This window comes from Plantimonas leprariae (assembly GCF_008802405.1).
GTDB classification, from domain to species: Bacteria; Pseudomonadota; Alphaproteobacteria; order Rhizobiales; family Rhizobiaceae; genus Plantimonas; species Plantimonas leprariae.
This window is the reverse complement of record NZ_VZDO01000005.1, coordinates 26528-39472: the sequence shown is the minus strand read 5'-3', so window position 1 is coordinate 39472 and position 12945 is coordinate 26528. Positions and strand designations below refer to the sequence as shown.

The 12945-nt window shown below is 64.1% G+C and carries 14 protein-coding genes and 1 tRNA gene; 7 read left to right on the top strand and 8 right to left on the bottom strand.

Translation table 11 applies throughout. The features are described 5' to 3' along the window. Positions 1-101: 101 nt before the first annotated feature. From F6X38_RS08355 to F6X38_RS08335, 5 genes are all read right to left on the bottom strand, one after another. On the bottom strand, positions 102-1328 hold the full coding sequence (locus F6X38_RS08355; protein WP_161992669.1) for an OprO/OprP family phosphate-selective porin: 1227 nt from the start codon (positions 1326-1328) through the stop codon (positions 102-104). A gap of 36 nt (positions 1329-1364) precedes the next feature. Next, entirely contained in the window at positions 1365-2978 is a 1614-nt protein-coding gene (locus F6X38_RS08350; protein ID WP_150969253.1) for an inorganic phosphate transporter, read from the bottom strand. Between the two features lie 92 nt (positions 2979-3070). Beyond that, the gene (locus F6X38_RS08345) at positions 3071-3340 is read right to left on the bottom strand and encodes a DUF6460 domain-containing protein (RefSeq protein WP_150969251.1); all 270 of its coding nucleotides are present in this window, start codon (positions 3338-3340) and stop codon (positions 3071-3073) included. Between the two features lie 70 nt (positions 3341-3410). Beyond that, positions 3411-5072 (bottom strand): cisplatin damage response ATP-dependent DNA ligase, encoded by a 1662-nt coding sequence (locus tag F6X38_RS08340; RefSeq protein WP_150969249.1) that lies wholly within the window; start codon positions 5070-5072, stop codon positions 3411-3413. 12 nt (positions 5073-5084) lie between these two features. Beyond that, positions 5085-5903, bottom strand: coding sequence for an exonuclease domain-containing protein (locus F6X38_RS08335; RefSeq protein WP_150969247.1), 819 nt, complete (start codon positions 5901-5903; stop codon positions 5085-5087). Positions 5904-6060: 157 nt separating this feature from the next. Here F6X38_RS08335 and F6X38_RS08330 point away from each other — a divergent pair. The 4 genes from F6X38_RS08330 to F6X38_RS08315 all read left to right on the top strand — a co-directional run bounded on the left by F6X38_RS08330 (position 6061) and on the right by F6X38_RS08315 (position 9360). Continuing rightward, positions 6061-6136: transfer RNA gene (locus F6X38_RS08330), tRNA-Thr, on the top strand. Between the two features lie 467 nt (positions 6137-6603). Then, positions 6604-8547, top strand: a complete 1944-nt coding sequence (locus tag F6X38_RS08325; RefSeq protein ID WP_246191255.1) for a methyl-accepting chemotaxis protein — start codon at positions 6604-6606, stop codon at positions 8545-8547. Positions 8548-8552: 5 nt separating this feature from the next. Beyond that, positions 8553-9026 carry a hypothetical protein gene (locus F6X38_RS08320; protein WP_150969245.1) on the top strand — a complete coding sequence of 158 codons (474 nt, stop codon included), beginning with the start codon at positions 8553-8555 and terminating at the stop codon, positions 9024-9026. Positions 9027-9162: 136 nt separating this feature from the next. Then, positions 9163-9360, top strand: a complete 198-nt coding sequence (locus F6X38_RS08315) for a hypothetical protein (protein WP_150969243.1) — start codon at positions 9163-9165, stop codon at positions 9358-9360. A 171-nt stretch (positions 9361-9531) separates the two neighbouring features. Here F6X38_RS08315 and F6X38_RS08310 read toward each other — a convergent pair whose 3' ends face one another. After that, on the bottom strand, positions 9532-9723 hold the full coding sequence (locus F6X38_RS08310) for a hypothetical protein (protein ID WP_150969241.1): 192 nt from the start codon (positions 9721-9723) through the stop codon (positions 9532-9534). 83 nt (positions 9724-9806) lie between these two features. On the opposite strand from F6X38_RS08310, the gene F6X38_RS23320 reads away from it, so the two are divergent. Beyond that, positions 9807-9980 carry a hypothetical protein gene (locus tag F6X38_RS23320; protein WP_161992668.1) on the top strand — a complete coding sequence of 58 codons (174 nt, stop codon included), beginning with the start codon at positions 9807-9809 and terminating at the stop codon, positions 9978-9980. 510 nt (positions 9981-10490) lie between these two features. Here the strand turns inward: F6X38_RS23320 and F6X38_RS08305 are convergent. Continuing rightward, positions 10491-10988 (bottom strand): MarR family winged helix-turn-helix transcriptional regulator, encoded by a 498-nt coding sequence (locus F6X38_RS08305; RefSeq protein ID WP_150969239.1) that lies wholly within the window; start codon positions 10986-10988, stop codon positions 10491-10493. Between the two features lie 301 nt (positions 10989-11289). On the opposite strand from F6X38_RS08305, the gene F6X38_RS08300 reads away from it, so the two are divergent. Next, the gene (locus tag F6X38_RS08300) at positions 11290-11640 is read left to right on the top strand and encodes a MarR family winged helix-turn-helix transcriptional regulator (RefSeq protein WP_210248883.1); all 351 of its coding nucleotides are present in this window, start codon (positions 11290-11292) and stop codon (positions 11638-11640) included. Positions 11641-11850: 210 nt separating this feature from the next. Then, a complete protein-coding gene (locus F6X38_RS08295; protein ID WP_150969235.1) occupies positions 11851-12078 on the top strand; it encodes a hypothetical protein in 228 nt (75 codons plus the stop codon). A 287-nt stretch (positions 12079-12365) separates the two neighbouring features. On the opposite strand, the gene F6X38_RS08290 is transcribed toward F6X38_RS08295, so the two are convergent. Next, the gene (locus F6X38_RS08290) at positions 12366-12827 is read right to left on the bottom strand and encodes a MerR family transcriptional regulator (protein WP_150969233.1); all 462 of its coding nucleotides are present in this window, start codon (positions 12825-12827) and stop codon (positions 12366-12368) included. Positions 12828-12945: the final 118 nt, after the last annotated feature.

The following is a 12945-nucleotide window of genomic DNA, read 5'->3' as shown; positions in this document are numbered from 1 at the left end:
CTCCGCGGCCTGGACGCCGCCCCGCCGGGATCGCGGGGCGCCGGGAACCGCTTAGCGAGCTCGCGCGAAGCTTCGATGACAGTCCGGGCGGCGCTTGCGCCTCAGTAGACGAACCAGACGCGGAAGATCGCGGTGTTGATCTCGTCGCCGTCGTTCGGGCCGTCGACGACGGCGGTATAGGTGTCGCTGGCGGAAAGGCGCAGCTTGTCGTTGAGATACCAGTTGACGATGCCGGTGCCGCCGATCTGCCGGCCGGACGCGTCGGCCGCCGCGTCGCTCGCCTCCGACAGGTCGAGGTAGTCGAGCCGGCCGCCGATCTCCAGCGCGCCGAACCCGCCGCCCTTCGTGATCGGGTCCTTCGGCTTCACGCGCTTGAAGATGCCGTACTTGCCGTCGTAGTCGCGGTGATCCTCGGTGAGGAAGGCGAGGATGCCGAGATAGCCGCCGTGCAGGAAGGCTTCGTCGCGCTGGCCGTCCTCGACTTCTCCGAACGTGTACTCGCTCTGCACCGTGAAGCGCCCGACCGCCGCGCCGAATTCGAGGTTCGCCGCGAGGTAGTCGTCGACGTCGTTGTAGGCGCCCGTCGTGATCGGCGACACCTCGAACAACGCCGTGCCGTTCGAGCCCGAGAACGACCGGGGGATCCCGGTGTCGAACGAGGCGCTGAGCGCGGCGCCCAGATGGATCGACGCGTCCGGCCCGTAGAGCGGCGCGTAGGTGGCCCGCGCCGAAACGGTGGTGCCTTCGCCCAACGGCTGCTCATCGTTGATGTCCGCCCCGAACACCCCCGCCCCGAGGCTGTAGTTCTCCTGCCCGTAGAACAGCGCGGCGCCGACCGCCGCCTGCGGCTGCAGCGTGGCGTTGGTGCCGTTCTCGTTGAACAGCGCCGACCGGCTGCCGATCAGCGACTGCATGGAGAACTGGTTCTCCTGCTGCCCGACCTGGATCGTGCCGTTCTTGTTGAAGTTCCAGTCGAGGTAAGCGTAGATCGTGTCCGGCCCGCTGTCGCCGCCGAAATCGGCGGCGTAGCGGCCGCCGAAATCGTAGAGGCCGAAATCGATGTAGAGGCGCGCCCGGCGGAACCAGGCGTCGGTGTCGTCCACATTGTCGAGGATCTCGTTCGGCGAGGACGAGATGTGGCCCGGCTCGAACTGGAAGAACGGCGCGATGCTGACATAGGCCTCGTCCGTGCCGAAGCGCAGCGGGTTCTTCTCGACCGAGGGCTTCAGCGGCGTGGCGCCGCTGATCACCGGCTGCTGGGCGAGCGCCGCCGATGCCACAAGCACGGCGGCGACGCCGAGCGGAAGAGCGCTCGCTATGCTGCGCATGACACTCGATTCCCCGTCAGGTCGCGACGCCATCGTTCAGAACAGGTGGACGAAGATGAAGTAAAGCAGCCCGGCGATGAACATCGAAGCCGGCAAAGTGAGAATCCAGGCGGCGGCGAGATTGCGCACCGTCGACATCTGGAGGCCCGAGCCGTTGGCAACCATCGTACCGGCGACGCCGGACGACAGGACGTGCGTCGTCGAGACCGGCAGGCCGTAGCCGTCGGCGAGGCCGATCGTCGCCATGGCGACGAGTTCGGCGGACGCGCCCTGGCCGTAGGTCAGGTGCGACTTGCCGATCTTCTCGCCGACCGTCACCACGATCCGCTTCCAGCCGATCATCGTGCCGAGGCCGAGCGCGAAGGCCACCGCGACCTTGACCCAGGTCGGGATGAAGCGCGTTCCGGCATCGAGCGAGCCCTTGTAGGCGGCGAGCGTCTTCGTCTCGTCCGGCGAGAAGCCGCCGGCCTTCTCCTGAGAGAGGCGCTTGATCGCCTCGGAGGCGAGGTACATCTCGTTGCGCACGTTCTTGGTCGCCTGCGCCGGCACCGCCTGCAGCGAGCCGTAGCGACCGACCTCGCCGTCGATGTTGCGCACGAAGACGGCGAGCGCCGGCACGGTGTCGGGGCTAAGCGTCTTCTCCGAGATGAAGTGGGTGATCGCGCCCGCCGGGTCGGCCGGCGCCGGCGCACCGTTCGCGTGACGTTCGAACACCTCGGCCGCCGCGGACGAGTTGGAATGGAACTCGGCGGTATAGCTCGCGGGCACCGCCTTGTTCAGCGCGTAGGCGGTCGGCACCGTGCCGATCAGGATCAGCATGATGAGGCCCATGCCCTTCTGCCCGTCGTTGGAGCCGTGCAGGAAGCTGACGCCGGTGCAGGTGAAGATCAGTAGGCCGCGATTCCAGGGCGGCGGCGGTTGGCTGCCCTTCGGCTCGCGGTAGAGCGCCTCGTTGCGCACGACGAGCCGCATCGCCGCGAAGAGCAGCGCCGCGAGCCCGAAGCCGAGCAGCGGCGAGAGCAGCAGCGACCAGCCGATCTTGATCGCCTCGCTCCATTCGACGCCGGCCGTGCCGCCGTGGCCGCTGATCAGCGCATTGGTGAAGCCGACGCCGATGATCGAGCCGATCAGCGTATGGGACGACGAGGACGGCAGGCCGAGCGACCAGGTCGCGAGGTTCCAGACGATCGCGGAGATGAGCAGCGCGAAGACCATCGCGAAGCCGGCATCCGAGCCGACCCTGAGAATCAGCTCCACCGGCAAGAGCGAGACGATCGAGAAGGCGACCGCGCCGCTCGACAGGACGACGCCGAGGAAGTTGAAGCAGCCGGACCAGACCACGGCGACGTGGGCCGGCAGCGAGTGGGTGTAGATCACCGTCGCCACCGCGTTCGCCGTGTCGTGGAAGCCGTTGACGAACTCGAAGCCGAGCGCGATCAGCAGCGCCACGAACAGGAGGGCGAAGGGCGTATAGGTCGTCGGCTCGGCGCCCGACTGAGCGACGTCCGCCCAGATGCTCCAGGCGACGTAGACGACGGCCGCGAGGATCGCGACGACGAAGCCCCACCGCCCTCCGGCGCCGAGACCCCGGTCGAGGTCCGGGCCGCGCCGTTCGCCGGCGATCCGCTCGCCGTCCGCAAGTGCCGTCATCGCCGCGCTCCCGAACTCGCAGTTGCAGGGCGGGAGCCTATCGATCTCGTATGACAGCTCGACGTCGGGCGCCGATCGGCGAACAGGGTCGGCTAGCGTCGCCCGGACTTCAGCAGACGCGACAGGAGAAACAGCGGGAAGACGATCGCGGCGCCGAGCAGGAAGTAGTTCACCACGCTGTCGAGCGAGCCGAACAGCGTGCGCCATACGTCGCGGAAGCTTCCCTCGATCCAGAACAGGATCTCGCGCGGCGTCCAGCCGAGCCAGGACAGAAGCACGCCGACGAGGAGCGAGATCACCACGAGCCGCACGAGGACGCCGAGCGGCGAGCCTCCGAGGAAATCCGATACCCGATCGCTCATCCGTGCCGCCTGCCCCGTTCGCGCCCTTCGGAGGAACAGGTAAGGGCGTGCGCGCGAGCCCGCAAGCCGATCATGCGGGCAGCATCGCCTCCAGCGTCTCGATGCGGTCAGCCTCGAAGGCTGGCTTGTCCCATCGAAGGCGCGACACGCGCGGAAACCGCATCGCGATGCCGCTCTTGTGCCGGCCGGAGCGCTGGAGGCCCTCGAAGGCGATCTCGAGGACGAGCCCGTGGTCGGGATCGGCCCGCACGGACCGCACCGGTCCGAACCGCTCGACCGTGTTGTCGCGCACGTATTTGTCGAGCTGCTTCAGCTCCTCGTCGGTGAAGCCGAAATAGGCTTTTCCGACCGGCACCAGCGCCGGATCGTCGGCCGGCCCCGCCCAGACGCCGAACGTGTAGTCGGAATAGAAGCTCGACCGCTTGCCGTGCCCGCGCTGCGCGTACATCAGCACGGCATCGATGACGTGCGGGTCCTGCTTCCACTTGAACCACGGCCCCTTCGGCCGTCCGGGTACGTAAGCCGAGTCCCAGCGCTTCAGCATCAGCCCCTCGATCACCGCGTGCGGCGGGTCGGCGCGCAGCCGCGTCAGGTCCTCGAAGGTCTCGAAGAGCACGAAGGGCGAGACGTCGAAGCGCGTCTTGTCGAGATGCGTCGCGAAAGCGTCGAGGCGCTCGCGCCGCGCCTTGAAGGCGAGCGGGCGGAGATCCTCGGCGCCGTCCTGAAGGAGGTCGTAGCAGCGCAGGAACACGGGATGCTTCCGGATCACCGCGGCCGAGACCGTCTTGCGGTTCAGGCGCTGCTGCAGGTCGGAGAAGGTGCCGACCACGATGTCGTCCTCAACCCGACCGCCATGCGGATCGACCAGCGGCTCGCTGTCCGCCGCGGGGCGCGCGACGAGGAGCTCGCCGTCGAGCGAGCCTTCGAACCGCATGTGCTCCAGAAGGTCGGGGAACGCGCTGGATATGTCGTCGCCGGAGCGCGAATAGAGCTTCGCCGTGCCCTTCTCGCAGGTCGCCTGGACGCGGATGCCGTCCCACTTCCATTCGGCCGCATATTCCTCGCGGGTGATCCGCTCGTAGTCCGGCGGCTCCAGCGGCTGCGACAGCATCACCGGTCGGAAGGGTGAGCGCGCCGCGGAGACCGGCTTGCCCGCCTCGCCTTCCAGCCAGGCGAAGAGATCGAGATATGGCGCCTGGAGCCCGTGCCAGAGTTCCTCGATCTCGGCGACATCGACCTTGCCGAAATCGGCGAGCGCCTGCTTGGCGAGCCGCGCCGACAGCCCGATGCGCATCGAGCCGGTGACGAGCTTCAGAAGCGCGTAGCGACCGGAGGAGTCGAGCCGGTCCAGCCATTCCTCGACGAGCCGCGGGCCTTCCAGCCGCGAGGCGCGGTTCAGCGTCTCGACGATCTCGGCCAGCGTCGGCACGTCGTTCCGCCCGCGCTCCTCGCCGTCGTGCGGCGAGGGCCAGACGAGGGCGATGGCCTCGGCCAGATCGCCGACATAGTCGTAGGAATAGTCGAACAGCACGTCGTCGATCCGGCTCGACATCAGCGCGCGCAGCATCGCCGGCTTCACCGAGCGGATGTCGAGCCCGTCGGTGATCGCGGCCAGCGCATAGCCGCGCTCCGGGTCGGGCACGGCGCGAAAATAGTCCGTCATCAGCTTCAGCTTGCCGTTGCGCGACGGCGTCAGCACCAGACGGTCGAGGAGTTCGGCGAAACGCTTCACCGGGAGCCGCCCCTACTGCACGGGAAGCGCCGGCGCGGCCCGCACCCCGCGCAGACGCAAGTGGTCGAGATGCCAACGCGCGGTGAAGGCGGCGTCGGCGTCCATGTCCGGCTCCCGGACGAGCCATTCGAGATAGTCCGTCGGCACCTCGGCGAGCGGCACGCCCTTGTGGCGGCCGAAGCGGAACTTCGCGAGGAGCGCCGGCTCGGCCGAAACCTTCTCGGCGCGGAGCAGGAAATCCGCGAGGTCGGTGCAGCGAGGAGCGAGAACCCACGCGATCTCGCGCAGCAGCACCGCCGTGCAGAGCGCGTCGTAGAGCGCGCGATGCGGGTGGAGTTCGGCGAGCAGCGGCCTGACGTCGGAAAGGTCCAGCGGCACGTATTTCACGAGACTCTGCAGGCCGTGCGCCCGGACGCTCGGGAACGCCCGGAGCGCCAGCCGGTAGGTGCACAGCCAGCGGCCCGGCAGCTTCAGGCGCGAGCGGTCGAACTCGGCGCGCTGCGCCGCGTAGTACGGCGCCCCGGCGAAGGGCTGCACCGCGTCGGCGAACGATGGCGCGCCCACCAGCATCGCGTCGGTGATCTGGTGGACGCGGCGCGCATGCGGGTCGATCTCGACGCCAGCCGGATCGACCAGCGTCTGCATCGGGTTGCTGATCATGCCGGAGCCAAGGTCGAGGTCGGCGGAGCCGATCTCGATCACCGCGTCCTCCGCGAGGCGCTGGCCGGCGGTCTCGACGTCGATGACGCGCACCAGCACCGGCGGAGTTTCCGCGAAAAGCGGCAGGGTCTCGGGGCGGGGCGGAAAGAGGTCGGACATCGTTCGCGTCATGTCGCGCGCCGCCGGGCTTCTTCAAGCTTCCCACGACGTCGCGACAACGGCGGGCGCGAGGTTCGCCGCCGAGCGGCCAAGTCGCGCCTTGAAAAGGCGGTTGTTTCTGATATGACGCACCCCATCGGTGACGGCTCGACCCTCCGTCGCACGAGAAGCCGCTTTAGCTCAGTTGGTAGAGCACATCATTCGTAATGATGGGGTCGCGTGTTCGAGTCACGCAAGCGGCACCAATTCTTTCATTAGCTTAGCTCCGCTCAAGCGCGATGCTGCTTCCCGGAATGCGGATTTGGGAAGCGCATGGGAAGCGAGCGTCGAGTTGGCACGCTAGGCTCGGCTGGCCAGCGCGCTGTGCCGCTAGGGCCAAAATTCACGAAAGCGCCCGACTGGCAACCTGACAAAACTGACGGAACCCATCTGGGCACGCCGCACATCGCAGCGATCATAGATCATGATGGTAGCGGGAGCCCGTTACCGTCACATTCCCCGAGATGCTCGCCCGTCGTTCCTGCTGCTGCTTCATGCAAGCAAAAGGCGAGCCTGAGCTATAATGTCGACCGCAACTCAACCGACGTTGATGCAGCCATCAGTTGCAACTACACTTCTTTGAGTCAATTCGGATTTAACTCTTTCGGAATGACTTAACGGCACACTGAGCATATAGCTGCAGCGAGGCGCGCGCGGCTGAGGGTTGTCTCCCATGCTGCAGAACCTCAAAATCTCGACGAAGATCATCGGGACGGTCATTGCCGTCAGCCTCATCGGGCTCGGTCTCTCGGCATACGCCGCGGTGCAGATGAAAGGTATCGACGACGCCTATTCGGATCTGCTCGACCGGAGGGCGGCGAACGTCATCGAACTCGTCCGTGCCGGCAAGAAGGTCAGCGATGCGTCTTACGCGTCGTACAAGGTCGCGGTCTACGACGGGGCGAGCGACGAAGCCAAGTCCTCTGCCACAACCCGTCAGGAAGAAATGGCCAAAGCCGCGCAGTTTCTGACGGAAATCCGGCCCAACTTTCCGGAGGCCAAAGCCGATTTCGACAATCTTGATGCGCTCGCGAAGCAAATCGATGCAAGCGGTGCCGAAGGCGTTGCCGCCGGTTTGAAGAACGACGACAACACGGCGAGAGCTGCACTCGCGAAGATGGACGCGACGGTGGCGCAATTCGATAAGGACTACACCGCTCTCCGCGATCGGCTGCTGTCTGAAACTGAAAAGGCTTCTGACGCTTTAACTGCCAGCACCTGGTCGACGATCTATACGACGCTGACCGGTACTCTTCTCGGGATGCTGCTTGGCATCGGCGGTGCGCTCTTCATCTCGTCGAAGGGCATCACCGGTCCGCTGAGCCTGCTCGGCCGGCGGATGAAGGAGCTTGCCGCCGGCCAGCTCGATGTTCCGGTGGAAGGCCAGGACCGTCGCGACGAGGTCGGGGCGATGGCGAAGGCCGTGCAGGTGTTCAAGGACGCGGCGAACCAGAACAAAGCCCTCGAAGCGGAAGCCGAGGAAAGCCGGCAGGCGCAGGCTTTGAGCCGCGACCGGCAGGCGGCGATCGACAATGCCAAGGCCGAGGACCTGCGGGTGTTCGTGCATGCGGTGGAGGTCGGCTTCAACGGTCTTTCGCAGGGCGACCTGACGGTTCGCATGGCAGGTCCCGTCGCGCCGGAATTCGAGCCGATCCGCACGAAGTTCAACGATGCGGTCGGCTCGCTGGAGGACGCGATCGGCTCAGTAGTCGGCGCGGTGGGAACGATCCGGGTCGGGCTAGGTCAGATCACGGTGGCGGCGGGCGACCTGTCGCAGCGCACTGAGCAGCAGGCGGCGAGCCTGGAGCAGACGGTGGCGGCGCTCAGCGAGGTGACGCGTGGCGTCAACGACACGGCGGCGAGCGCCGCACAGGCGCAGGCAACGGCGCACACGACGCAGGGCACCGCCGAGAAGGGCGGCAGCATCGTTGCAGAAGCGGTTGCTGCGATGGGCGAGATCGAAGCTTCTTCGAACAAGATCGGCAGCATCATTTCAGTGATTGATGAGATCGCCTTCCAGACCAACCTGCTCGCCCTCAATGCAGGCGTCGAGGCGGCGCGGGCCGGCGAGGCGGGGCGTGGGTTCGCGGTGGTGGCGCAGGAGGTGCGCGGCCTGGCGCAGCGCTCGGCGGAGGCGGCAAAGGAGATCAAGGACCTCATCCATGCGTCGTCGGCGCAGGTCGGTCGCGGCGTGGAGCTGGTGTCGGCGTCGGGCCGGAGCTTGGACGAGATCGTGGCGGGGGTGGGCGACTTGGCGAAGGTCGTCAACACCATTGCGCATGCGGCCAAGGAACAGGCGGTCTCCCTGAAGGAAGTTTCCACCGCGGCCGACCAGATGGACAAGGTCACGCAGCAGAACGCCGCGATGGTGGAGGAGACGACGGCGGCAGCGCAGTCCTTGAGCGGTGAGACCAAGGAACTGGCCGGGCTGACCGAGCGGTTCCGCACCCGGGCCACAAGCGGCCGGGCCGGTTCGGCGCCATCCCGCGCCGCGCAGCGTCCCACCGCAGCGGCGCCGGCCCACAGGCCCACGCCCGCGCCCGTCGCGCAGATGAAGCACAGCGGCCAGGGCGGCGCGCAGCCGAAAGCCGCCGCCGACAGCTGGGAAGAGTTCTGATCGGCATGGACGGGAGCAAAAACAATGCGTCGGATCTGGCTGAATCCGACGCTGCAACAAACGGCAGCAACACCGACGGGTTGATTGGAAGCCTTGGTAATCTCAGGGAGACTGTTCAACAGTTGGACTTTTGGGCGAGATCTTTGAAAGCTCTTCGTCGACGAGCAGCGTTTTCGATTGTGCCAAAAGTTCAGCGCCCTCTTCGTACGGCTCCCCACCGCACCATCGGCAACAACGTTGGTGCTTGGCTCATCCAGATCGAGGCGACGAGCGGCCCTGACGGTCATCCTTCCGCCCTTTACGCCGCAGCGTACGAAAAACACCGGGATGCGATGTTTGCGGTACGACGATTGCAAGCCTCAAGCGACGGCATGGATCGTTCGGAATACTCGACGGGCAGATGTGACGTGGTTGGTGAACTGAGCGCTGAGGCAACGTCGGCAATGAACTTGAAACTTGGCGAACTGCGGCGGTTGTAGGTGAACATCTTGCCAAATCGTCGAGTATTTGGACGAGATGACTCACCTCGTCTCTCTCTGATCGCTGCTTGTCGTCGCTTTCGTGGAGATCGCCAGAGGCTTGGAACCCCTTTACGTTTCGCGTAGGCAGCCTCGCATGCCAGACCCGCAATACGTCATCCGGCGCTACATCTCGCTCGGCCCCACCTACGCCGTCGACGACTGCGGTGTCCGCGGGCGCGTTGCGGCTTTACAGGCCGCCGAGCACATGGCCGCAGACTATGTCGGCGTGGCGGTCCTCGACGAGATCGGCGACGTCGTGGCCACCTTTGGTTCGGTCCCACGATCAGGCTAATGCCTACTGCCTTCCTGCCTGCATCGCACAGCAGACGTCTTGTTCAGCGCACTGCCAGGATGATTGGGCTCGGCGACGTTGGGTAGTATTCCGCCCGCTTCCGCTTGCTGATCGCATCAACCTGCTGTTGCAGGACGGCGATGTTCGCCATAATCATAGGAAGCCCGCTGATCAACCTTCAGGATGGCTGCCAGTGGTCTCGTAGCCCACTTCGATGAGGACCATGCCGATCAGATACATCAGAAAGTGGTGATCCATGCCCTTTGCCAACTGATATGATTGCAACGTGAGGTTTGCAATTTCGTCGAGCACGTCGTCGCGAGTGCGGTTATCATTCTCAGGCGGCTCGTCGCCGAATGCCATGCCATGCTCCTGCCGCCATCCTCCAGGCGTAATCCGCAGCCCTGCATGGTCTACGAAAAGTAGCAAGATCAGTGAGCGATAGAATGATCGTGGCTGACGAAGTACGTGAGCGCCTAGAGCGTCTGCCCAGCGAGGAGCTGGAGCGCATGGCTCGGCATACGATCCGGCCTCTCATGCTCGAGATAGAGCGCCGCGGTGGATCGCTGATCCTGCGCAGCGAGGAGTTCGTCGACCCCGTGCCGGACGCAGCCGAGTGAGACTGTCGCTTAACGACTTCACGTCCGAGCAGCGCCGCACGATGATCCGACTTGACCACCGTCTCGGCTCAGTGCCGAACCCGTTGCCCGCCCCTCACGAGACGAACCTGATTGTGCTGGCCCGGTTCGGGATCGCATGTACGGCCGCGCGTCGGCTGACCGAACTCGGTCGGCAGCTTGTGGACGAGGGCGTGGCTGGTTGATCGCCGAGGAGTTCGGTAGCCACCCGACGACTTCCACGTATCGCTCAGTAGGCGTGGTTCGTACAGACGCTCCATGCATGCGCAGCCCCAAGTCCGCGTCACTTACTGCACGTCTATTGTCCGTAGATTGATCATGACCGCACCGCTCGACGGAATTTTGGAGCACGCTTCCAAGACCCTGCCTTCGCCCGTTTTCGTCCAAATGCGGGATGATCTGCGAGCCAGACGCCCAGTACAGATCTCAAGTGAGGGATGCTGGTTCGAGTACGAGGTAATTGAGAGGGCAGAGTTGGCATAGCTGCTTGCGTTATCGATGCCGGCGAAGCCGCTTTTCCAGCACGTAATCAACGCTCAGGAGCTTCAGGACATCTCGCTCCGCCTCTCGTCCCAACGCCTTCCGCAACTCCGCCTCGAAAGCCTGATGCGCTGCTTCGACGCGCAACGTTGCGTCTCGACCCTTCTCCGTCAGACCAACCATTACAAGACGCTCGTCGAACTGATTGCTTGAGCGAACGACATACCCATTAACCGCCATCCGATCGATCATCTTCGACACCGTCGAGGGTCGGATGCCGAGTTCGATTGCCAAATCTCGCACTGCCAGTCGGCGGCCCTTCAAGACGATCAGCAGTTCATCCTGTCCCCTCTCGATGCCGGTGCCTCGCAAGATGATCTCGTGCAGCGTTCGAACGCTGCGAGCTACGGACAGCAGCAGCGGCACCAGAGGTGGATCGGCCGCTCTACCCCCATTCTGATCGACACCGAAGTCGTCCCACTTGATCGCGTCTTCACTGGAAATCGACACGCCATCACTCCGCTATGACGTCGGGCCGGACGAAACGGTTGCTAGGCCTGGCACATTGGTCAATGCTCTTTCCTACTACGGAGGCCGTGATTGCGTCGCACATAGATCATGGCTGCCGCAACCCTTCCCCACCGTCTTGCGCATCTGCAGGATGACGCATCGATAGACGTGCGCAGTGCGTTCGATCCGTCGACAGCTACGATTTCCCCCCGCAACTTTTTCGAGCGCGGTCAAGTTCGTTTCCCATCGCCATGAAGCGAAAGCGGTGGGCATGATACGCGCAGCCATTCAGCCTTCCGCCGTGAGTGCCACGCCGGTACCGAACGCCGGAGTCGTTCCCTCACTCCTCTCGATCTCCAAATCCATTCGGCAGCTCCTCAATATTAGCCTGGTCGAACTTGAACTTGCTGCAGGACAGGATCAGCTCCTGCTTTGCCTCGCGGACAATGGCGATACGTACGTCACCGAAGCGGCTCAGCAGCTCTCCGTCAGGATGTCGACGATATCGAAAATGGCCGACATTCTCTGTGGGAAAGGCTGGGTGACGAAGGGCGTCTATATTGAGGATCAGCGGCGTGTGCGCCTGCGGCTGACCGAAAAGGGAGAGCATTGCGGACGCTGCCCGCCAAGCTCACTGCCGACTGGAGCGTGAGCTATCGCATGCGATTGGGGAAGACGCCGAACTCCTGACAAATCTTACGACAGCTAACATCGCTGTGTTGTCGCGGCTTAGTCGTCTTCGCTAGCCCGTCTCACTGCCGCCGACCAGCCAGCGCGCCCGACGTCAGAGTGCTGAGACCAGCCAAGAGTTCGCTGAAAAGGCCGCGGCGAAGTTCAGTTAACGCCGTGACGGATGCGAATAATGGGTGAGAAGGGTCTGGCACTGGCGCGAGCCGCGGGTCGCTTCGTCGGTTCCGATCTCACGAGCAGCGCAAACATGTGCCCGTGGCAACCCGGCAAGCATCGACATTTCCGAGATGCTTGGCTCGCTGGTTTTGGTGAAGGCCGCGTCGCTCGCCTTTGGTTCAAAGACGAGGATTGGCCGGCGATCGAGATCAGCTTGGAGGCTTTTAAAAAAGCGGTCGACTAGTCGCCCGAAGGCCTATCATTCGTGGACAAGCGAATGCTCAGTGAACTAGCGTGCTGGTGTCGATGAAGCCGGAGGCTCAAGCCCCAAACTTTCCTCCACATCGGCAGACAGCGTTGTCTCCCCAGCAAGACGACGCTGCCACCAAAAGAAAGCCCGCCATGGCGAGCCGGGCGGGCAATGTTCTGATTGGAGTACTTGCCTGACGACCATCCCATGATCGTCAGGTTTTGACAATGTCCAGCGGCAGCGTATTTCGCGTCGCAGGAACGTTATCGCTCTTTGCTTGCCTATGCCGCTTTCAGGGCAGCAAGCGATGCGTCAATGGCGGCCATCGACGCTTCCAATCCCTCGCGTTGCGACAAAAGCTGCGAGCGTTGCCGTTGGAACGCCGCTCGCAGCTCATCGAGCTGTCGCTTCGGCGAAGTCGTATGAAGGTAGTGCTCAACAAGGCGCTGGATCTCGGTGAGAGAGAAGCCAAGCGTCTTGCACAGCAGTATCAGCCGAAGGCGCCGGTAATCCATTGACGAGTAAATTCTCGTAACCCCCCGGCGCGTAGGCTGTAAGAGGCCACGATCCTCATAGAACCGAAGCGTGCGTAAGGTGACACCAAACTCTCTGGATAAGTCGCCGATGCGATAGAAGGCCTTTGGCTCAGCCGCCTGTGGTGTGAGGCCAAGCATTTCTTCGACAGACGGTTTGCTGATAGTGGGTTCGGTCGTTTTCGAGCGACCCTGCGCTGCACTGCTCATGCCTGCCCTGCCTATGCCGGTTATGCTGGGGATGAAGGCTCCTGACGGGGTAGTTCTCACACAGCCGGCTAATCTCCGGCAATTAAACAAATCAATTCAGAGGAAAATTCCTGCCGGG

Bases quoted from the DNA above. Each gene is read 5' to 3' on its own strand.
- F6X38_RS08355 (WP_161992669.1), bottom strand. From the start codon at position 1,328: ATGCGCAGCATAGCGAGCGCTCTTCCGCTCGGCGTCGCCGCCGTGCTT.
- F6X38_RS08350 (WP_150969253.1), bottom strand. From the start codon at position 2,978: ATGACGGCACTTGCGGACGGCGAGCGGATCGCCGGCGAACGGCGCGGC.
- F6X38_RS08345 (WP_150969251.1), bottom strand. From the start codon at position 3,340: ATGAGCGATCGGGTATCGGATTTCCTCGGAGGCTCGCCGCTCGGCGTC.
- F6X38_RS08335 (WP_150969247.1), bottom strand. From the start codon at position 5,903: ATGACGCGAACGATGTCCGACCTCTTTCCGCCCCGCCCCGAGACCCTG.
- F6X38_RS08325 (WP_246191255.1), top strand. From the start codon at position 6,604: ATGCTGCAGAACCTCAAAATCTCGACGAAGATCATCGGGACGGTCATT.
- F6X38_RS08320 (WP_150969245.1), top strand. From the start codon at position 8,553: ATGGACGGGAGCAAAAACAATGCGTCGGATCTGGCTGAATCCGACGCT.
- F6X38_RS08315 (WP_150969243.1), top strand. From the start codon at position 9,163: ATGCCAGACCCGCAATACGTCATCCGGCGCTACATCTCGCTCGGCCCC.
- F6X38_RS08310 (WP_150969241.1), bottom strand. From the start codon at position 9,723: ATGGCATTCGGCGACGAGCCGCCTGAGAATGATAACCGCACTCGCGAC.
- F6X38_RS23320 (WP_161992668.1), top strand. From the start codon at position 9,807: ATGATCGTGGCTGACGAAGTACGTGAGCGCCTAGAGCGTCTGCCCAGC.
- F6X38_RS08295 (WP_150969235.1), top strand. From the start codon at position 11,851: ATGGGTGAGAAGGGTCTGGCACTGGCGCGAGCCGCGGGTCGCTTCGTC.
- F6X38_RS08290 (WP_150969233.1), bottom strand. From the start codon at position 12,827: ATGAGCAGTGCAGCGCAGGGTCGCTCGAAAACGACCGAACCCACTATC.